Genomic DNA, 19415 nt, shown 5'->3' with positions numbered 1-19415 from the left:
TCCAAAAGCTCAATTGCAAAAATTAAGTTACTGTTAGGCGGGATCATCGTGCCAATCTGGCGCTCACCGGCTTAGTTATCTGGCAATGTATACCATAGTTCTGGCCGTTGCAGCGGCACACCCGCCGGTAACAACGGATTGTGTAAGCTAAATACCCGGCGTTTATCAATACCCAGCTGCTGCAGCAAGCCGCCATAATAGCGGTCAAATAGCAGATTTAATTGGCCGTCCTGCTGGGCATGCTCTAAGCCGCATAATAACGCCTCGGCCAGTGCAGTATTGTGTTTAGCAACGTAGTAGTAAGTTGCGGTGGGGTAATACAGCAAAATATGCGGGTCGATGTGTAACTGCAGAGCGGCATATTGTTGCTGATTCTGTTGTACTTCCAGTACTGAGCGTGGGAAGTAGTCTATTCTGCCCAGTGCCAGCATCTGGTATAGGCCGTCAATATCACTGCCGGTCTCCAGGTTAAAGCCATTGGCACGTAAAATTGCGGTGTCGCTCCAGGTTACATATTGGCCTACTCTTAGCTGTGATAGCGCGGGCAAGCTGTGAATTTGTGCCAGTTTGTCTCTTCCCTCAGCGCTAACCAGCGCGATGCGCAACCCCATTAAACCACGCAGTATTGGAAAAGGTACCGCCCGGTATTGCGCTAAGCGTTCTGTGCTGGCGCTACCATACATTACATCAATGCCCTGGCCGGCGTTCATCAGGTCAAAGGCGCGCTTTTTCGGCAAATCCAGCTTTGAAGCCTCTAACTTATAATGCTGCTGGCAGGGGTAGCTTAGCGCCAGACGCAGTAAATCAGTGTAGTAATCCTGCTGAGGTTGGCCAGCATAGTACACCGTACTTAATGTTGGCGTGTCTTGTCCGACCGCGCTTGGCGTCAGCACTGCGCTTAACAACAGCAGCATACTAATTAGGCCGCCAAGCGGTATGCGAGAATGATATCGATTTGGAAACAAAATGGGTCTCAGTACACGCTAAAACAACTAAATGGATATGTGGCTAAGTATGCACCAATAGCCGATTGATCTCCAAACCTTGTTATAGCGCGCCGCTGGCATGTTCGGCGCGTGTTGTGATGCACCATAATTTGGCAAATTAATTAATAAGATTTTTATTTGGTGCATCCTTGTTCTTTGAAATGTAATGAAAAAATCATTTAGTTGACACATTTCGCCCTACTTTGGTTAGGCTTTTTAGTGGCGTGCTATTGACGATTGAAATTTAATCATCTACCTTTTGTAAGCGCTTACATTTATGTTGCAGGTACCTTCATGGTATGGCGTTTCAGTCAGCAGGTAGCAAAACCCAGGGGATGATTATAAAAATGAAACAACTTTCAACGTTAACCGCCTTGCTTATGGCGGCAGGCTTAGCCGGTTGTGGCGGCGATGTGGCCACTAAATCCGATTTTACCGCGGTTGACCCCACCGAGCCAGTCAGTGATTGGCAGCTGGTGTGGAGTGACGAGTTCGACGGCAGTGGCATCGACAGCAGCAAATGGACCCGTGAGGTTAATTGTGCCGGTGGTGGTAATAACGAGAAGCAATGTTATACCGACAGTCCGGAAAACGCTTTTGTTGCCGACGGTAAATTACACATAGTTGCCCTTCCAGCCGCTGAGGGTTCGCCGCAACCTTATACGTCGGCACGGTTAAATACTAAATATCAGGGTGACTTTAAATATGGCCGCTTTGAAGTGCGCGCCAAGTTGCCTTCAGGCCAGGGTGCCTGGCCAGCGTTTTGGATGCTACCGACTGATGAAGTTTATGGCGGTTGGCCAAAGTCAGGCGAAATCGACATCATGGAAGCCGTTAACCTTAAAACCGTTAATGCCGAAGGCGTGGTGGAGGCCAATGTTTACGGCACTTTACACTATGGCCGCGACTGGCCTAACAACGAAAACTCCGGCAAAGCCTACTTGCTACCAGACAATATAAACCCGGCCGACGACTTTCATACCTATGCTATTGAATGGCAGGAAGGTGAAATCCGCTGGTATATTGATGGTTACCTGTATCAAACCCAGATGGCGTCTAAAGTACGTTTTAACAGCCGTGACGAAGCTATTGGTTTAAGCCATCGCGGCTGGTTTGCCGAATACTACAACATAGCTACCGGTGCATTGGAAACCCAGTGGAACGCGGCACCTTTTGATCAACGCTTTCATCTGCTGCTGAATTTGGCAGTCGGCGGTAACTGGCCAGAAAATGTTAACAATCTGGGAATTGATGCCGAAGCTTTTGCTAATGGCCAAACTTATGCCATCGATTATGTCCGTGTGTACCAGTGTGGCCAGGATTTAGACAGCGGCAAAGGTTGTGAAACGGTGCGTGCAGGCTATAAAGATGCTGACACCCTGGTAGAAGGTAAAGCACCTATTCCATCACCACCTTCAACAGGTATTGCTCAAAACCTGACTATTTTTGACGGCGCGGCAAACCCTAACTGGCCAGCCTGGGATTGTTGTGGTGGTTCAACACCAGCTCTGGTAGAAGATGCTGATCGTGGCACGGTATATGAATTTTTAGTTGGGCCACAGCCCACCGTAAATGGTTTTATTAGCCGCAGCGCTTTTGTCACTGCGCCTGGGGTTGCCAGCCCGTTTGATGCTTCGCCGTTATTGGAAACCGGCAGTATCACCTTCGATATGCAAGTGGTTTCTGCGCCATCTAATCCGGATTCCAGCTGGATATTCAAGGTCGAAAGCAACGAAAACACCACTTTCGCCGAACTGCCGATTACTGCTAGTAGCGAAGGTGTTGTCCCGGTAACAGGCCAATGGCAAAGCTATACCTTCCCGCTAAAAATGTTAGCTGACGCTGGCCTGGATTTATCCGCTATTGATGTAGTGATGATTTTCCCAGCCTGGGATACCGGCAATGGCGCGGTATACCGGGTAGATAACGTAAAAATTGCGGCGCCGGCAACCTCTTCTCCTGAGCTGGTAATGTTTACTGATGGCGAAAACCCGGATTGGCCAATGTGGGATTGTTGTGGAGGTAGTAACCCAGTTGAGGTCACTGATGAAGACGAAAGCCGTGGTGTTGCCGCTGAATTTACCGTAGGCGCTTCGCCAACAGTGCTAGGTTTTTATAACCGTTCACCACTGGGTTCTGGTGTGCCGTTTGATGCCGCCTCAATTCTGACTGAGGGTGTGGTGCAGTTTGATATGAAAGTCGTTACCCCACCGGCAAGCCCTGATTCAACCTGGGTGTTTAAAATTGAAGCTGCTGGTGGTGACTCTGCGGTTGAGTTAGCGCTAAGTGCCGGTAATGCCGGTCAGACGCCGGTAACCGGAGAGTGGGCGACTTACACCTTCAGTTTACAGAGCCTGTTTGATGCTGGCCTGGACATTAGTGCCATTGATGTACTGATGGTATTCCCAGCCTGGGGCACCGGTGAAGGCGCGGTTTTCCGCCTGGACAATGCGCGTATTTACAACCCGAATGCGGTAAGTAACAGCCTGAGCATTTTCCGTGATGACATTAACGCCAACTGGAATTTGTGGGATTGTTGTGCCGGTTCAACGCCTCAAGTTGTAAGCACTGATGCACCTTATGGCGCAGTGGCTCAGTTTTCTGTATTAGGTTCACCGGAAACGGTGCAGGGCTTCCTGGCGAAAGAAGGCGGCGCTTATGACGCATCAGCATTGCTAGGTAGTGGTGCTGTCAGTTTTGACCTGCGTGTGGTAGATGCGCCGGCTAATCCGGATTCAACCTGGTTGTTCAAAATTGAGTCTTCTGGTGCCGCCACCGCAGTTGAATTACCGCTGGCTAATGGCAACAACGGGCAGGCACCGGTTACTGGACAGTGGGCCCGCTATAGCTTTAGCCTGCAGAGTCTGTTTGACGCTGGTTTAGATATCAGTGACATCAACGTGTTAATGATGTTTCCAGCCTGGGGTACCGGGCAAGGCGCAGTTTATCAGATTGATAACGTTGAAATTTCTAATAACTAATTCAGTGCGACGAGAGTAAAAAGATTATGAAACCAACATTATTTAATAAAAGTCAGGTTGCTATCGCCGTTTCTGTTGTGCTGACTGCAGGCCTGTTATTGCCACTGCAGGCGCAAGAAGCTGAAGCTACCGAGCAGGAAGTAAAAGACGTTAACGTCGAAATTATTCAAATCAAAGGTATTCGTGGTTCACTGGCGCGTTCAATGAATATGAAGCGTCAGGGCACCGGTGTTATGGATGCCATTTCTGCTGAAGAGATGGGTAAGTTTCCGGATACCAATCTGGCCGAATCACTGCAGCGCATTACCGGTGTGTCGGTAAGCCGGGCCAACGGTGAAGGTAGCCAGATCACGGTGCGCGGTTTTGGCCCGGCGTTTAACCTGGTTACGTTAAATGGCCGGCAGATGCCAGGCACCGGTTACTCACGCTCATATAATCTGGAGAATTTATCCTCGGAAGGTGTTAGCGCGCTGGAGGTGCAAAAAACTGCCCGTGCCGCCAACCCCAGTGGTGGTTTAGGCGCGACGGTAAATATTGTTACCGCTAAGCCGTTATCCAGCCCGGGACAGAAAATGTCGGTTATGGCCAAAGCCCTGCACGACAGCTCTAACGTAAAAGGCGATGACATTACACCTGAAGTGGCTGGTATTTACAGCAATACCTTTGCTGACGATAAGTTTGGTGTTGCACTGTCCGTGTCACATCATCGCCGAGACTTCCAATCGCAGCAAGCCAACATTCAGGGCTGGCAGGTGCAAGACACTAATACCTCTAACCAGCTGCCAGAGCTGGATGCGTCAAAGGTGGTGGATGCGCGGCCAGTGGATGCCAACGGCAACCGTGGTCCGGCATTTTTCCCCAAAGATATGAACTATGGCTTTGAAGATGTGCAGCGTGAACGCACCAATGGCCAGCTTACCTTGCAGTTTGCCCCTACCGATGCCATGACATTTACACTGGACTATACCGCGAGCCGCGCCATCACCGGCGCTGAAAGTTTCGGTTGGGGTATTTGGAACGAATTTGGCAGTAATATCAATGCTTATGAACTGGATGAAAATGGCACAGCAGTATTTGCCGATATCAGTGGCAATGATGCATCCTTTACGGCCAACAGAAACACCACGGAAGTAAAAGCCAGCTCTATTGGTTTTAATATGGCTTGGCAATTGACGGAAGATTTCGATATCTCGGTCGACTACCATGATTCCAACAATAAAACTGACAACGGCGCGGATAAGGGCAGTGGCAATGCTGGTCAGGTTATTCTTGGCTCAGATCAATTGCTTAGCAAAGTGTATGATTATCGCACCGGCGACATCCCGCAGGCCTATGTGCGCTGGCGCAACGGTACCAACGAGTTACAGCCGGGTGAGATTGACTCTAACTTCAGCCAGTTTACCCATTCGCCGGGTGAGTCTGATGTGCAGCAGCTGCAGCTGGACGGTACCTGGTTTAATTCGGTGTTTGATAATATCCCGTTGGAAAAAGTTACCGGCGGTATTGCCCGCACCGAGCAAACCATGGGTGGCTGGAATGCTTGGAGTGGCTTGCGCGGCGGTCCGGGTTTTAGCCCGTCTTTTACTGAGATTTTCCCAGACAGTATGTTTACCCGCAACAGCACCAGCGGCTTCCTTGATCAGTTTCAGGGTGGTGGCAGCGGTCTGTTAAGTAATTACTACTACACCTATGATTTTGATGAGGCAGTGCAGCGTCAGGCTGCCTTTTTAACCGAAGCGGTAATGGGCTCTGATGTGTACGTGCCGGATGCCTACTTTGATGGCATAGATAGCGAAAGCTATGTTGAAGAAGTTACCACCAGTGTGTATGTGCAAACCGACTGGGATTTTGAAGTCGCCGGTTATCCGGTATTTCTAAATGCCGGTTTGCGCTACGAAGAAACCGATGTTTCCAGCACGGTGCGCCAACGCGTTGAGCGTCAGGTAAACTGGGAAAGTGCGTCAGAATGGATAATGCAGTACGAGCAGGGTGGTGCTGATAATTTCCTTACGCTGACCGGTAAGCATGACGTACTGCTGCCTATGTTTGACGTAAAAGTGGACCTAACCGACGATGTGGTAAGCCGTTTTTCCTGGGGTAAAACCATTGCCCGGGCGCCGTTGGGTGCGCTGGCCGGTGGCCGTAGCTTAAGTGGTAGCCCTAAGCCGGGTTCACGTAGTGGTGGCCAGGGTAATACTAATCTGCTGCCATTTGAGTCAACTAACTTTGATCTGAGTTTAGAGTACTACTATGCCGCAGGTAGTTACGCTTCTATTGGTTACTTCCATAAAAGTGTAGACAACTTTATTTCTAATGGCATTACCGATATTACCATCGAAGGTTTACACGACATTTTGAATGGCCCGCGTTATATGCAAGCGGTTGCCGATATTGAAGCGCGCGGTGAGCAAGCTACCAGCACAGCAATATTTGAGCAAATGCTGGCGAACGGCAATGGTAATGCTGAAGGCAAGATTGAACCGACCAGTGCCGATCCATTGATTGTATGGAGCATTAGCCAGCCCAGAAACACCGACAAAAAATCTGTGCAAGGTATAGAAGCTGCCTGGCAACACCTGATTGGTGATACCGGTTTCGGCTTTGGCGTCAATGCGACTATTGTTGATGGCGATGTCGAGTTTGATTCTAACAGCCTGGTGCAGCAGTCGCCGCTGGAAGGTTTAAGTGATTCAGCAAACTTGCAGTTGTTCTACGAAAAAGATGGCTTGTCGGTTAAGGCTACTTACGCCTGGCGTGACAGCTACCTGATTGGCGTGGGCCAGGGCCAGGGTTCGTCAGACAACCCACCGCAGTTTGGTAGAGACTACGCGCAGTGGGATTTAAGTGTGAACTATGATGTTAACGAGCAACTGACGGTATTCTTTGAAGGTATTAACCTGACTAACGAGACCGAAGAGGCTTACGGCCGCTATGAAGAGCAGTTCCTGTTTGCCCGACAGTATGGTCCACGCTATACACTCGGTGCACGCTATAGTTTCTGATAGCTTGAACTGTATCTAAAACTAAAATGCCCGCTAGCCGGGCATTTTTTATGTCTGCTGTTTTGTGGCAAGTAAAAAAACTGCCAGCTAATGCTGGCAGAAAACACACACGAGAGAAACGGTTGTCAGATGCTGAGCTTACTCTGCCTGACAACGAAGGCTGGCGTTGGCCGCTTGTGCCGGTACCAGACGGATATCGCTGAAGCTTAATTGCAACGGGCCGTCGGTTTGCACCGACAGCGGGGTGAAGATTTGGCTAAAATCAGCACCTTGTTTAGCTAAGCAGCTTAAATCGACGCTAAGGCTATGCCATTGGCCGTCTGGCAGTGCCCGTAACTGGGAGGCAATATTAATGCTGGCGGCACAGTTTTTGGCGCAGTTCATGCCAAGTAACACACTATCCGGCACATTACCGCTGTACTGCAGCTCAACGACCAAGGCGCTACCTGCTTCATGGTACGAGCGTAAATCGGCCGGGAAGGCACTGGTTAAACTGACTTTAGCAGCGCCGCTAAAGCTTAAGCGGCGGGCATCTTCCTGCACCTTGTTATCAAAGGTGCGCACGGCAATGTTACCCAGCTGGGCGACGCTGCTGTCCATGGTTTGGCTGCTATCGCCACTGTGCAGAACCAGCTGATACGGCGGTTTAACCGCGCGCTCAAACAGCACTAAAGCGTCGAGGCTGTTATCTGCGGCTACCTGCTCATTCAGGCTGTTGCTTAGCGTGCTGGCTTGGCCATAGGTTAAGCCAAAACTATAAGGCAGGAGCGGCTGGTAATCGGCATCAGCGACATTAGCATGCTGTTGTGGCGTGGCCGGCCAGCTAAATGACAGTTTGCCGTGGAAGTCTTTATTTACACTGCCGTCGGCTTTGGCCATGATGACATCGGCGACACCGCCACCTTCGCTGCCAGGTAACCACACCGCGACAAAGGCGTCGGAAGCGTTTAATTCAGGGTTAACCCACAACGGCCGGCCGCTGATAAACAAGGACACCACCTTGATACCGTCGGCCTGCAGTTTGCGCAGCAGGGCTAAGTCGGTTTTATTACCACGCTGGTACTCCAGGTTATCTAAATCGCCATTGCCCTCGGCATAGGGCTGCTCACCAAACACCACTACAGCGACATCGGGCTTTTGCTGATAGCTGCCATCGCCGCTCAGTTCTACCTTGCCGCCAGCGGCGTCAACCGCTTGCTTAATCCCGGCGTAAATAGAGCTGCCACCGGGGAAATCGCTATTGGTATTACCGGTGCCCTGCCAGCTGATAGTCCAGCCACCAGACTGCATGCCGATATTGTCGGCACCTTCACCGGTCACCAAAATGCGCTGTGTGGGCTTAAGCGGTAGCAGATTGTCGTTGTTTTTCAGCAGTACCAAAGATTGTTGCACTGCCTCACGCGCTACGGCGCGATGCTCAGCTGAGCCAATCAGTTCTGTTTTGCCAGATAATGGCCTGTTGGCTGGGCTGGGCTTGTCAAACAAGCCGGCACGCAGTTTAACGCGCAAAATACGCCGCACGGCATCGTCAATGCGGCTTAAAGGGATCACGCCTGCTTCCACCTGACTGATCAGGTTTTCATACAGTGGCCTCCATGCTTGGGTTGGCACCATATAAATATCTAAGCCGGCCAGTGCTGCTTGTGGGCAGTTGTCATTGCTGCAACCCGGGATCTGGCCATGGCCGTTCCAGTCGCCAACGATAAAGCCATCAAAACCCATACGGTTTTTCAGCACATCGGTTAGCAGGTATTTGTCACCATGAATTTTACTGCCTTGCCAGCTGTTAAACGACGCCATCACCGACTGAGCACCTGCTTGCAAACCACCAACATAGCCCTGAGCATGGATACGGAACAAGTCCGCCTCGCTGGCAATATTGTCGCCCTGGTCGTCGCCACCCACGGTGCCGCCGTCGCCAACAAAATGTTTTACTGTGCTGATTACACGCTCATCGCCTAAGAAATCTTTATCGGCGGCGCCCTGCAAACCGGTAACAATAGCCGCAGCGTAATCATGCACTATGGCAGGATCTTCCGAGTAGCCCTCATAAGTGCGGCCCCAGCGATCGTCACGCACCACTGCTACGGTTGGCGCAAAAACCCAGTCGATACCGGTCACCATTACTTCACGTGCGGTAACCCGGGCAATTTGTTCAATTAGCGCCGGGTTATTCGCCGCACCCAAACCAATATTGTGCGGAAATAACGTAGCGCCAATCACATTGTTGTGGCCATGCACCGCATCGGTGCCCCACATGGTGGGAATAGTGCTGCCGTCGAGGCTGTCGTCAATGGAGGCCTGATACATGGCATCAGCCAGTGCTATCCAGTCGGCCGGGGTGGCGTGTTTGTTATCGTTTGGAAACGCGCCGCCACCGTTTAAAAATGAACCAAAGCCGTATTTGCGCATGTCTTCGACAGTAATATCGCGGATTTCCGGCTGGATCATCTGCGCAACTTTTTGTTGCAGGGTCATGTTTGCCAACATAGCACTGATACGTTGCTCCATTGCCACATCTTGCACCACCGGCAGTGTCAGTTGTGGCCAGATAGCGGCAGCACGGTCAGTGCCGCTGCTGCCGGCAGTCGCCTGCGGTTGCGGCTGGCTGCAGGCCGACAACGCCAGCGCACAGCTTAGCGCCAGCAATGAAGGTTTAAACTCAGATCTCATGCGGTACTCCTTAAACAGTAGTGCGCGGCTTGCTGCCCACGGCGCCATACCAGGCAATATAGACATAACATAACAGCGGGATAATAAAGGCCAGCTGGACACCAAAATTGTCGGCCAGCGCTGCTTGCGCCAGTGGCAATACGGCGCCACCGACAATTGCCAGACATAAAATGCCAGAGCCCTGGCTGGTATGCTGTTTTAAGCCGGCAATGGCCAGGCTAAAAATGGTGGGGAACATAATAGAGTTACACAAACCAACCAGTAAAATGGCAAACATGGCCAGGCTGCCGCCGGTGGCAATGGTGACCGCCAAAAGGACCGCAGCACACACCGCATTAAATGCCAGCACCTTGCCTGGCGCCAGATATTGCATTACCACAGCGCCAATAAAGCGCCCCATCATAGCGCCACCAAAATACCAGGCAATGTAATGTGAAGCAGTTTTCGCTTCCAGCGCACCAATATCCGGCTGGGTAATAAAGCTGACTAAAAAGCTACCAATGCCTACTTCTGCCCCGACATAAACAAAAATACCCAGTGCACCCAGCACCAGATGGCGATATTGCCAGGCATTGCCGGTGATAGTTATTTCAGCATCCTTTTTGCCCAATTTAGGCAGGCGCAAAAAGGCAAAAATCAGTGCCATAACAATTAGGGCTGCGGCCAACAACAAATAAGGTAACTGCACGGTAGACTCGGTCACTTCGCCCGGTTTAGGTGCGTCCATACCGCCAAAAATAAGCCAGGCACCAAAAAACGGTGCCACTGTGGTGCCCAGCGAGTTAAAGGCCTGCGTCATAGTTAAACGGCTGGAGGCAGTTTCTGGCTTACCTAACACACTGACATAAGGGTTGGCGGCAACTTGCAATATGGTGATGCCGGCAGCCAGCACAAACAGAGCGATTAAAAACAGTGGGTAATAGTGTGCGGCAGCAGCCGGGTAAAATAACAAGCAACCCGCACCGGCAATCAGCAAGCCGGTAACAATGCCAGACTGATAGCCAATACGGCTTACCAGAATGCCGGCCGGCACTGACACAACAAAATAAGCGCTAAAAAAGCAGAACTGAATTAACAGCGCTTGAGTGTAAGTTAAATCAAATAAGCCTTTTAAATAGGGCACCAAAATGTCGTTCAGACAGGTAATAAAACCCCAGATAAAAAACAGCGACGTTAGCGACGTCAGCGCAAAGCGGTAATTCGTCTGACCTGGCGTAGACTCTGCCACGGCGTCGTTAGTTAATGGTGATGCTGCCATCTTGCCCCCCGGCGATTTGTGTTTTTAATTGACGGCGACAAAACAGCCGTCTAGTATAATGTAAGCGCTTTCATTTATAGCATATATCCCGCTGTTGGCAATATTTTTTGTTGTATTGCCGCTAGCAACAGCCTGATCGGAAGATAGCAAAACAGATGAAGATAACTTTAGCGAAAACCTCACCCCTGCTACGCCCAGAGTTCGTATTTGGCGTGGCCACTGCCGCTTTTCAAATTGAAGGCGCTGCTGACAGCCGCGAGCCCTGTATCTGGGATACCTTTTGTGCCACACCGGGCCGGATAAAAGATGGCTCAGATGGCCTGGTAGCCTGCGACCATGTCAACCGCTGGCGTGAAGACGTTGAACTGATTGCGGCACTGGGCGTAGATGCCTATCGCTTTTCCATTGCCTGGGGCCGGGTTATCCGCCGTGATGGCAGCATTAATCAGGCTGGGCTCGATTTCTATCTGCAGCTGCTGGATGCCCTGCAAGCGCGCAACATTAAAGCCTTTGTTACTCTGTATCATTGGGATTTGCCACAATACCTGCAGGATAATGGCGGCTGGCTAAACCGTGACACTGCGTATAAATTTGCCGAATATGCCGATGTGGTGAGCCGTGCTTTTGGTAACCGGGTGTATTCTTACGCCACGTTAAATGAACCCTTTTGCAGTGCTTACTTAAGTTATGAAGCTGGCATTCATGCACCCGGTGTACAAAATCGCAAACAAGGCCGCCAGGTGGCGCACCATTTATTGCTGGCGCATGGTTTGGCGATGCAGGTATTGCAAAAAAATGCCCCGCAGGCACAAAACGGCATAGTGCTGAATTTTAGCCCCTGCCATCCTGCCAGTCATACCGACGCTGACCGCCGTGCGGCTGAGATGGCGGATCAGTACCATAACCACTGGTATATTCAGCCTTTGCTTGAAGGCTGCTATCCGGCGCTGTTGGCGCAACTGGCTGATGCTGAACAGCCGGATATCGCTGACGGTGATATGGCGATTATTGCCCAACCGCTGGATTTTCTGGGAATTAATTACTACACCCGCACAGTATACCGCGGCAACAGTAAAGACTGGTTTAGTGATGTGCCGCCAACACAGCCGCCATTGACTGATATGGGGTGGGAAATTTACCCGCAGGGATTAACCGAAATTTTGCAGGCTATGCATCAGCGATACACTCTGCCGCCGGTGTACATTACCGAGAATGGCGCCGCTATGCCCGATATCCTGCTACAAGGCGAGGTGCAGGATACTGCCCGCATTAGCTATTTTCAGCAGCATTTGCAGGCCACAGAAGATGCAATACAAGCCGGTGTCAGGATTGATGGCTACTTTGCCTGGAGCCTGATGGACAACTTTGAATGGGCCGAGGGCTATGCCAAACGCTTTGGTATCGTGTATGTTGATTATCAGAGCCAACAGCGCACGCTAAAAGTCAGCGCCATCGCATTGCGCGATCTGTTCGCCGCGCGAATACAACGATAAAACAGGGGCATACAGCATGCTGAGTAAGCGCGAAAAGGTAGCCTACGGCTTGGGTGACACTGCCAGTAATATTGTGTTTCAGACGGTGATGCTGTTTTTAACTTTTTTTTATACCGATATCTTTGGTATTTCACCGGCGGTAGTCGGCAGTATGTTTTTACTGGTACGTATTATCGATGCGGTTACCGACCCGCTAATGGGCGCGCTGGCCGATAAAACCCAAAGCCGGCACGGTAAATACCGGCCCTACTTACTCTGGCTGGCACTACCGTTTGCGCTGTGTAGTGTGCTGGCGTTTACCACACCAGACTTATCGGCAAATGGTAAGGTGATATACGCCTTTGCTACCTACACCTTGCTAATGCTGGCCTATACCGCCATTAATATTCCTTATTCCGCATTAGGCGGGGTGTTAACAGCTGACCCGACTGAGCGGGTGTCGGTGCAATCTTACCGGTTTGTATTTGGCATGCTAGGCGGTTTACTGGTTACGGCTTGCACCCTACCGCTGGTAAATTTCTTTGGTAACGGCGATAACGCCAAAGGCTATCAGTTAACTATTGCCGTCATGAGTGCGCTGGGCCTGGTGCTATTTTTGCTGTGCTTTGCCGGTACCCGTGAACGGGTGTCGACACCACCGGACCAGCAACTGACCTTGCGTGGCAGTTTTGCCTCATTATGGCAAAACGACCAGTGGCGTATTTTGTGTGTTGCCGCATTTTTTCTGCTAACAGGTATGGTGCTTCGCAGCACGCTGGCAATTTACTATGTGAAGTATTTTTTAGGCCGCGAAGAGTTAATTACCGCTTTTGTTACGCTGGGTATGCTGGGCAATATTGCCGGTTGCGCCCTGGCGCAACGGCTTAACCGTTATGTTGATAAAGTAAAAGCCTATATTGGCCTGCAGCTTATATCTGCTGGCATTTGCATGCTGAGCTTTTTTATCACGCCGGATCAGGTGGTGCTGGCCTTCGCACTGTACTTTTTCTGGGGTTTCTTTTTACAAATGGCCACCCCGTTGTTATGGGCAAAAATGGCCGATGCGGTGGACTATGGCCACTACAAAACCGGTATCCGCATTACCGGCCTGGTGTATTCCTCTATCGTATTTTTTATCAAACTTGGCCTGGCGCTGGGCGGTGCGCTAGCGGGCTGGCTACTGGCGTTTTACAACTATCAGGCTGACGTGGCACAAACCGCAGCCACACAGCAGGGTATATTGCTTAGCTTCACGCTACTGCCGGCTATTGGTTCGGTGCTGGTGGCACTAGTGATGAGCCGCTATCGCCTTAACAGTGCCCGGGTGCTGGATATTCATCAGCAGCTACAGCGCCGTGCTGGCGACACAACGTCGGGGCATGATAAAGTGCAGGCTTAATACTTTCAGTGCAGGCAGGCAATGGCAACGATTTATCAGGTATCAGAACTGGCGGGTGTGTCACTGGCGACCGTGTCGCGGGTAATGAATAACAATGCCCGTGTTAGTGAAGCCACACGCAATAAAGTGTTGGCAGCGATGGAGCAACTGGGCTATCGGCCCAACTCGATAGCGCAATCGCTGGCGTCGAACCGCTCTAACAGTGTAGGTATTCTGGTATCTGAATTACATGGCCCGTTTTATGGTGAGATGCTTAGCGGTATTGAAAACGAATGCCGGGCTGCCGGTAAGCACGTAATTATTGCCGCCGGCCATAGTGAAGAGGCCAGTGAAAAAGACGGCATCGAGTTTTTAATCAGCCGCAGCTGTGATGCGTTAATCTTGCATGTAGAGGCAGTGTCTGATGACTATCTAATCAAGTTGGCGGCGGGCAACCTGCCAATAGTGCTAATTAACCGTTATATCCCGCAATTGCAAGACAACTGCATTTGTTTGAACAATGAGTTGGGCGGTTATCTGGCCACTAAACAGTTGCTGGCGCAGGGCCATACCCAGCTGGCTTATATTTCCGGGCCAATGTGGAAAAGTGATGCCAAAGACCGTTATGCCGGTCATTTACGTGCGATGGCCGAATTCGGGGTGCGGTTTGACACACTGTTATTTGCCCAGGGCGACTTTCAGGACAGTAGTGGCAGCAGCTGCATGCAACAATTACTGGCCCAAGGTCAGGCTTTTACTGCTTTGGTGTGTGCCAACGATGAAATGGCAGCTGGCGCTATGGAAGTGGCACGAGAGCATGGCTTGCAGGTGCCGCAGCAGTTATCAATAGTTGGCTTTGATAACCTGATTTTGGCGCGTTATATCCATCCCAAACTTACCACTATTGACTATCCCATCGGCGAGATGGGCCGGATGGCCGCACGTTGGGTGTTGAAAAATATCTACCAACAGCAGGCGTTGCAGCTGAAAAACGTGTTTGAACCGGTAGTGGTATGGCGTGAATCGGCCGCTGCGCCGGTTCGCTAGCGCTAAATTAGCACTGTGTTAGCACCACGCAAGGCCGGGTTGCAGTAACTGCATACCACCAGCCTGCCAGCCCCACCAGCCTGCAGCCAGCAGTGCCGCCAAGACCAGCAGTAATAATTTTTTCCAATGATTTTTCATGCGGTTACCGGCCTGGCTAGCGCTGCCTGCTCTTTTACCGGTAAATTTAGCACCGCGGCCAGCACGCTTAAACCAATAGCGATATACCACACCAGATCATAATTGCCGGTTTTATCGTACACATAGCCACCAAACCAGCCACCCAAAAACGCGCCCAGCTGATGGAACAAAAACACGATACCGCCCAGCATCGACAAATAACGCACGCCGAAAATACTCGCCACGGTACCGTTGGTCAGCGGAACCGTTGATAACCACAGCAGCCCCATCGCCATACCAAAAATGTACGCCGTCCAATTTGTCAGTGGCAGCAATATAAAGGCCATAATCACCACAGCGCGGATACCGTATAGCGCGCTGAGCAACAGCGGTTTTGACATGCGCCCGCCCAGCCAGCCGGCAGTGTAGGTGCCAAAAATATTGAATAACCCAATTAGCGCCAGCACGGTAGTACCAACCAGCGGCGCTAATTGCATGTCGACCAGATAAGCCGGTAAATGAATGCCAATAAACACCACCTGAAAACCACAGACAAAAAAGCCCAGCGATAACAGCCAAAAGCCTTTATGCGCCATCGCTTGCCGCAGCGCTTGCTCCAGGCTTTGCTCCGGCCCGCCAGTGCTGTCAGATAGCGGCGTTTTTAACATAAAAGCCAGTGGCGCTATTAATAATGCCATCACCCCCAATGCCGTTAGCGCGGCCGCCCAGCCCAGCTGAGTAATCAACAGCAGTGTGCCGGGTAACATAATAAACTGGCCAAAAGATCCCGCCGCACTGGCAATGCCCATCGCCATACTGCGTTTTTCTACCGGCACAGCGCGGCCGATAGCACCGAGAATGATGGTAAAAGAGGTGCCAGACAACGCCAGGCCAATCAACACGCCGGCGCTTAAAGCCAGCGTTACGCCGCTACTGGCCATTGCCATGGTGGCTAAACCCGCTGCGTAAAACAGGCCGCCAGCCAGCACCACTTTTTTGGCACCAATGCGGTCGGCCAGGGCGCCGGTTAACGGCTGGGTCAGGCCCCAGATCAGGTTTTGCAGCGCTATTGCCAGCGCAAAGGTTTCGCGGCCCCAGCCAAATTCATCACTCATGGGTGATAAAAACAATCCAAAGCCGTGGCGAATGCCAAGCGCTATGGTTAGTACCAGCGAGCCGCCGAGCATAATATAAAACGCAGATTGTGAACGCGATGACATGGCAACTCCAGCGGGAGGCTATAGGCTGTGAAAGCGTGCAGCATAGCAGCTTGTGCCGGCCAATGTTACTGGCTTTAAGTCTTAGTTATGCCGCCTGTTTGACAAAATGACCATTGGTCATTAATCTGTGAAGCATAAATGACCATTAGTCACTTTTAAGGTTAGCTATGTATCAAACCAACGCCATTGCAGATCATACTTCGGCCAACCCGGCGCAAACTAGCCCGGCTTTTGACCAGTTCGCTACGGCGCTAACACTGCAACGCCGTGCCTATCATGCCGATCCGGTACCCACGCTGCAGCAGCGATTGGCAACGTTGGACGCGCTTAAAGCGCTGATCCGTGATAACGAAGCCGCCCTGGTTGCGGCCGTCAATGCCGATTATGGCAGTCGCTGCCGCTTTGAAACCCGTTTTTCGGAAATACTGATGGTGCTGGAAGACATTGGCCGCACGCAGAAGCAGTTGAAAAAATGGCTGAAGCCGCAAAAACGGCATATCGACCGGTTGTTGTTTCCGACGTCCAGCTGTGTAGTAGTGCCACAGCCGCTGGGGGTTGTGGGCGTAATAGTGCCGTGGAACTTTCCTATTATGCTGTCGCTGTCGCCGTTGGTGGCCATTTTTGCCGCCGGTAACCGCGCTATGATCAAGATGTCAGAAAACTCAGAACAGTTGGCACAGTTGTTAATCAAGTTAGTGCCGCAATATTTCCCGGCAGAAAAACTGCAGGTGTTTGCCGACAACGGTGGCAGTGGCCCGGCCTTTTCGGCACAGCCATTTGATCATTTGTTTTTTACCGGCTCGGCGCAAACCGGCCGGGCGGTAATGGCCAGCGCGGCGAAAAACCTGACCCCGGTGACGCTGGAGTTAGGCGGCAAGTCGCCGGCCGTGGTAGCGGCAGATTTCCCGTTACATAAGGCTGCCGACCGTATTTTATGGGCCAAAGCTTTTAACGCCGGACAAATTTGTACTAATGTCGACTACCTGTTTTTACCACAAGGTAGCGAGCAGGCTTTTACTGGGTTGGCGCTGCAGTTGGTGGCTAAGCGCTACCCCGACATAAATAGTAACGATTACACCGCCATCATTGACGAACGTGCTTACCAGCGGTTGCAGCACACGCTGGACGATGCCATTGCCAAAGGCGCTACCGCGGTAAACCTGATGCCGGGGCAAACCCCGACGCCGGGCCTGCGCAAGTTTCCGTTAACGTTGCTGTTTAATGTCAGCGATGACATGCAGGTAATGCAGCGTGAGATTTTCGGCCCCTTGTTGCCGGTAAAAAGCTACACCGATGTAGCTGAAGTGGTGAACTACATTAATGCCCGGCCACGGCCACTGGCGTTTTACCCCTTTACGCACGACAGTGCATTGCAGCAGCGTTACATCAACGAAGTGATGTCCGGCGGCGTTACCATTAACCACGCTATTTTGCATGTTGGCCAGCATGATTTGCCGTTTGGTGGCATTGGCGACAGCGGCATGGGGCATTATCACGGCTACGAAGGTTTTGTTACCTTTTCTAAGCTAAGGCCGGTATTTAAGCAAGGCGCGTATAACAGTGTCAGCATGCTGTTGCCACCCTACGGCAAGCTGGCAGAAAAAATGACCGACTGGCTGATTAAATTTAAAGGCTAAGCATGAAACAGAATGCTATTAGTGCCGAAGCCAAAGCGCAGCGACGCCAGGATTTTCTGGCCGCTGCCAGACAGCTGTTTTTACAGCAGCAGCGCTTGCCGGCCGTGGCCGATATTGCTATGGCTACCGGTTTAGCCAAAGGTACCGTATATCGCTATTTCAAAAGCAAAGAACAAATTTTTTTGGCGCTGTTAAGCGAAGATTTCAGTCACTTGTTTCGCCAGCTACAAAGCACTATCGCAGAGCTGCCACAGCCTTTAGCGGCAGCCGCGGCGCCCTTTGCCAGCGCCTACCTCAAAGGATTACAGCAGTCAGACAGCTTGCTGCCGCTGCTGGCGTTGTTAAATGCCGTGCTGGAGCAAAATCTGCCGCAGCAACAGTTGCTGCTGTTTAAACAACAACTGGCACAAGCGCTGGATGGCCTGGGGGCACAACTGGCTGCACGTTTTTCTGAGCTAACAGCAGCCAGTGCCAGCCAGTTACTGCTGCATAGCTATGCATTAACGTTGGGGCTGTATCAAAGCACCCGTATGCCTGCCGCGGTAATGTTGTTGGTGCAACAAGCGGGGCTTACGGCATTGCAGCGTGATTTTGCCACTGAGTTGAGCGCGGCTGTCCGCCGCTTATGGCTGGGTGCTGTGCAGGGTTAAAGCGTTATTGCAGGGCTTTACCGCGTGCGGCCAGGTACAAGGCATACCAGTGCTCGCGGCTCAACTGCAGCTTAGTCGCTTCGGCACAGGCTTTAATGCGCTGCAGGTTAGTGGTGCCAATAACAGGTTGAATTTGTGCCGGGTGGCGCATTAACCAGCCCAATACTATCGCTTCCTTGCTAAGCTGATATTCTGCTGCCAACTGTGCCACTAGTTCGGCCGTAGCCTGCACTGCGTGGGGCTGGTTACTAATATCAGCACCACTAAACAGCCCCTGGCTTAAGCTGCCCCAGGCCTGCAGCTGCACTTTATTGCGGCGACAGTATTCAATGGTGCCGCTGCTAAAATTAACGCCGGTTTCACCGCTGCAACCCGCAGTTGTGCCCTCGTCCAGCCAAGCCAGATGGCTTAAGCTTAGCTCCAGCTGATTCACCACCAGTGGCGTAGGCATAGCATCCTGCAGCAGCGCTATTTGATGTTGCTGCATATTAGACACACCAAAGTGTTTTACTTTGCCAGCTTGCTGCAGCCGGGCGAAGATGTCGGCGACTTCTTCCGGTTGCATCAGCGGATCAGGCCGGTGCAGCAACAGGATATCCAGCTGCTCGGTTTGCAGCCGCGCCAGAATGTTATCTACGGATTGTTGGATCCAGGCGGCGGAAAAATCGTAACGCTGTGGCGTGTTGGTATCGGCAAAACGGATACCGCATTTGGATTGCAGGCTGATTTGCTCGCGTAGCTCTGGTCGCTGCTGCAGCACCTGGCCAAATACCTGTTCTGCTTTACCAAAGGTGTAAATATCGGCATGGTCAAACACACAGATACCTGCCTCTAGCGCCGCATCAATCACCTGATGGGCCTGGCGCAGATCTGCGGCACTAACAGGGTTGTGGTTCCAGCCACCACCAAGGTTCATACAGCCAAACAGCAAGCCGCTATTATTTGAAACGTAATGACTTAATGGGTAAGTAGGCGATGGCATAGGCTATCCTGT

12 protein-coding genes are annotated in these 19415 nt (G+C 51.5%); 7 read left to right on the top strand and 5 right to left on the bottom strand.

What is annotated here, in order from left to right; genetic code table 11:
* Window positions 1-71: 71 nt before the first annotated feature.
* Entirely contained in the window at window positions 72-914 is an 843-nt protein-coding gene (locus I4W93_RS16695) for a substrate-binding periplasmic protein (RefSeq protein WP_205311928.1), read from the bottom strand.
* A gap of 419 nt (window positions 915-1333) precedes the next feature.
* Here I4W93_RS16695 and I4W93_RS16690 point away from each other — a divergent pair, with 419 nt between their 5' ends.
* Both I4W93_RS16690 and I4W93_RS16685 read left to right on the top strand, forming a co-directional pair.
* Window positions 1334-3967, top strand: a complete 2634-nt coding sequence (locus tag I4W93_RS16690) for a glycoside hydrolase family 16 protein (protein WP_224673513.1) — start codon at window positions 1334-1336, stop codon at window positions 3965-3967.
* Window positions 3968-3993: 26 nt separating this feature from the next.
* On the top strand, window positions 3994-6969 hold the full coding sequence (locus tag I4W93_RS16685) for a TonB-dependent receptor (protein WP_224673512.1): 2976 nt from the start codon (window positions 3994-3996) through the stop codon (window positions 6967-6969).
* 138 nt (window positions 6970-7107) lie between these two features.
* On the opposite strand, the gene I4W93_RS16680 is transcribed toward I4W93_RS16685, so the two are convergent.
* Both I4W93_RS16680 and I4W93_RS16675 read right to left on the bottom strand, forming a co-directional pair.
* Entirely contained in the window at window positions 7108-9642 is a 2535-nt protein-coding gene (locus I4W93_RS16680) for a glycoside hydrolase family 3 N-terminal domain-containing protein (RefSeq protein WP_205311927.1), read from the bottom strand.
* A 10-nt stretch (window positions 9643-9652) separates the two neighbouring features.
* Window positions 9653-10900, bottom strand: a complete 1248-nt coding sequence (locus tag I4W93_RS16675; RefSeq protein WP_205311926.1) for a sugar MFS transporter — start codon at window positions 10898-10900, stop codon at window positions 9653-9655.
* Between the two features lie 155 nt (window positions 10901-11055).
* Between I4W93_RS16675 and I4W93_RS16670 the strand changes: the two genes are divergently transcribed.
* From I4W93_RS16670 to I4W93_RS16660, 3 genes are read left to right on the top strand one after another with little or no spacing between them, the layout of a single operon-like run.
* Window positions 11056-12393, top strand: coding sequence for a GH1 family beta-glucosidase (locus I4W93_RS16670; protein ID WP_205311925.1), 1338 nt, complete (start codon window positions 11056-11058; stop codon window positions 12391-12393).
* 16 nt (window positions 12394-12409) lie between these two features.
* Entirely contained in the window at window positions 12410-13771 is a 1362-nt protein-coding gene (locus I4W93_RS16665; protein ID WP_205311924.1) for a glycoside-pentoside-hexuronide (GPH):cation symporter, read from the top strand.
* Window positions 13772-13792: 21 nt separating this feature from the next.
* Window positions 13793-14797, top strand: a complete 1005-nt coding sequence (locus I4W93_RS16660; RefSeq protein WP_205311923.1) for a LacI family DNA-binding transcriptional regulator — start codon at window positions 13793-13795, stop codon at window positions 14795-14797.
* Between the two features lie 134 nt (window positions 14798-14931).
* Here the strand turns inward: I4W93_RS16660 and I4W93_RS16655 are convergent, their stop codons facing one another.
* Window positions 14932-16134 carry an MFS transporter gene (locus I4W93_RS16655; RefSeq protein WP_205311922.1) on the bottom strand — a complete coding sequence of 401 codons (1203 nt, stop codon included), beginning with the start codon at window positions 16132-16134 and terminating at the stop codon, window positions 14932-14934.
* Window positions 16135-16301: 167 nt separating this feature from the next.
* Here I4W93_RS16655 and I4W93_RS16650 point away from each other — a divergent pair, with 167 nt between their 5' ends.
* Window positions 16302-17771 carry a coniferyl aldehyde dehydrogenase gene (locus I4W93_RS16650; RefSeq protein WP_205311921.1) on the top strand — a complete coding sequence of 490 codons (1470 nt, stop codon included), beginning with the start codon at window positions 16302-16304 and terminating at the stop codon, window positions 17769-17771.
* A gap of 2 nt (window positions 17772-17773) precedes the next feature.
* On the top strand, window positions 17774-18421 hold the full coding sequence (locus I4W93_RS16645) for a TetR/AcrR family transcriptional regulator (RefSeq protein ID WP_205311920.1): 648 nt from the start codon (window positions 17774-17776) through the stop codon (window positions 18419-18421).
* A 4-nt stretch (window positions 18422-18425) separates the two neighbouring features.
* On the opposite strand, the gene I4W93_RS16640 is transcribed toward I4W93_RS16645, so the two are convergent.
* A complete protein-coding gene (locus I4W93_RS16640; RefSeq protein ID WP_205311919.1) occupies window positions 18426-19403 on the bottom strand; it encodes an aldo/keto reductase in 978 nt (325 codons plus the stop codon).
* Window positions 19404-19415: the final 12 nt, after the last annotated feature.

Source organism: Rheinheimera maricola (assembly GCF_016918075.2).
Lineage (GTDB): Bacteria > Pseudomonadota > Gammaproteobacteria > Enterobacterales > Alteromonadaceae > Alishewanella > Alishewanella maricola_A.
This window is presented reverse-complemented; position numbering and strand designations above follow the sequence as displayed.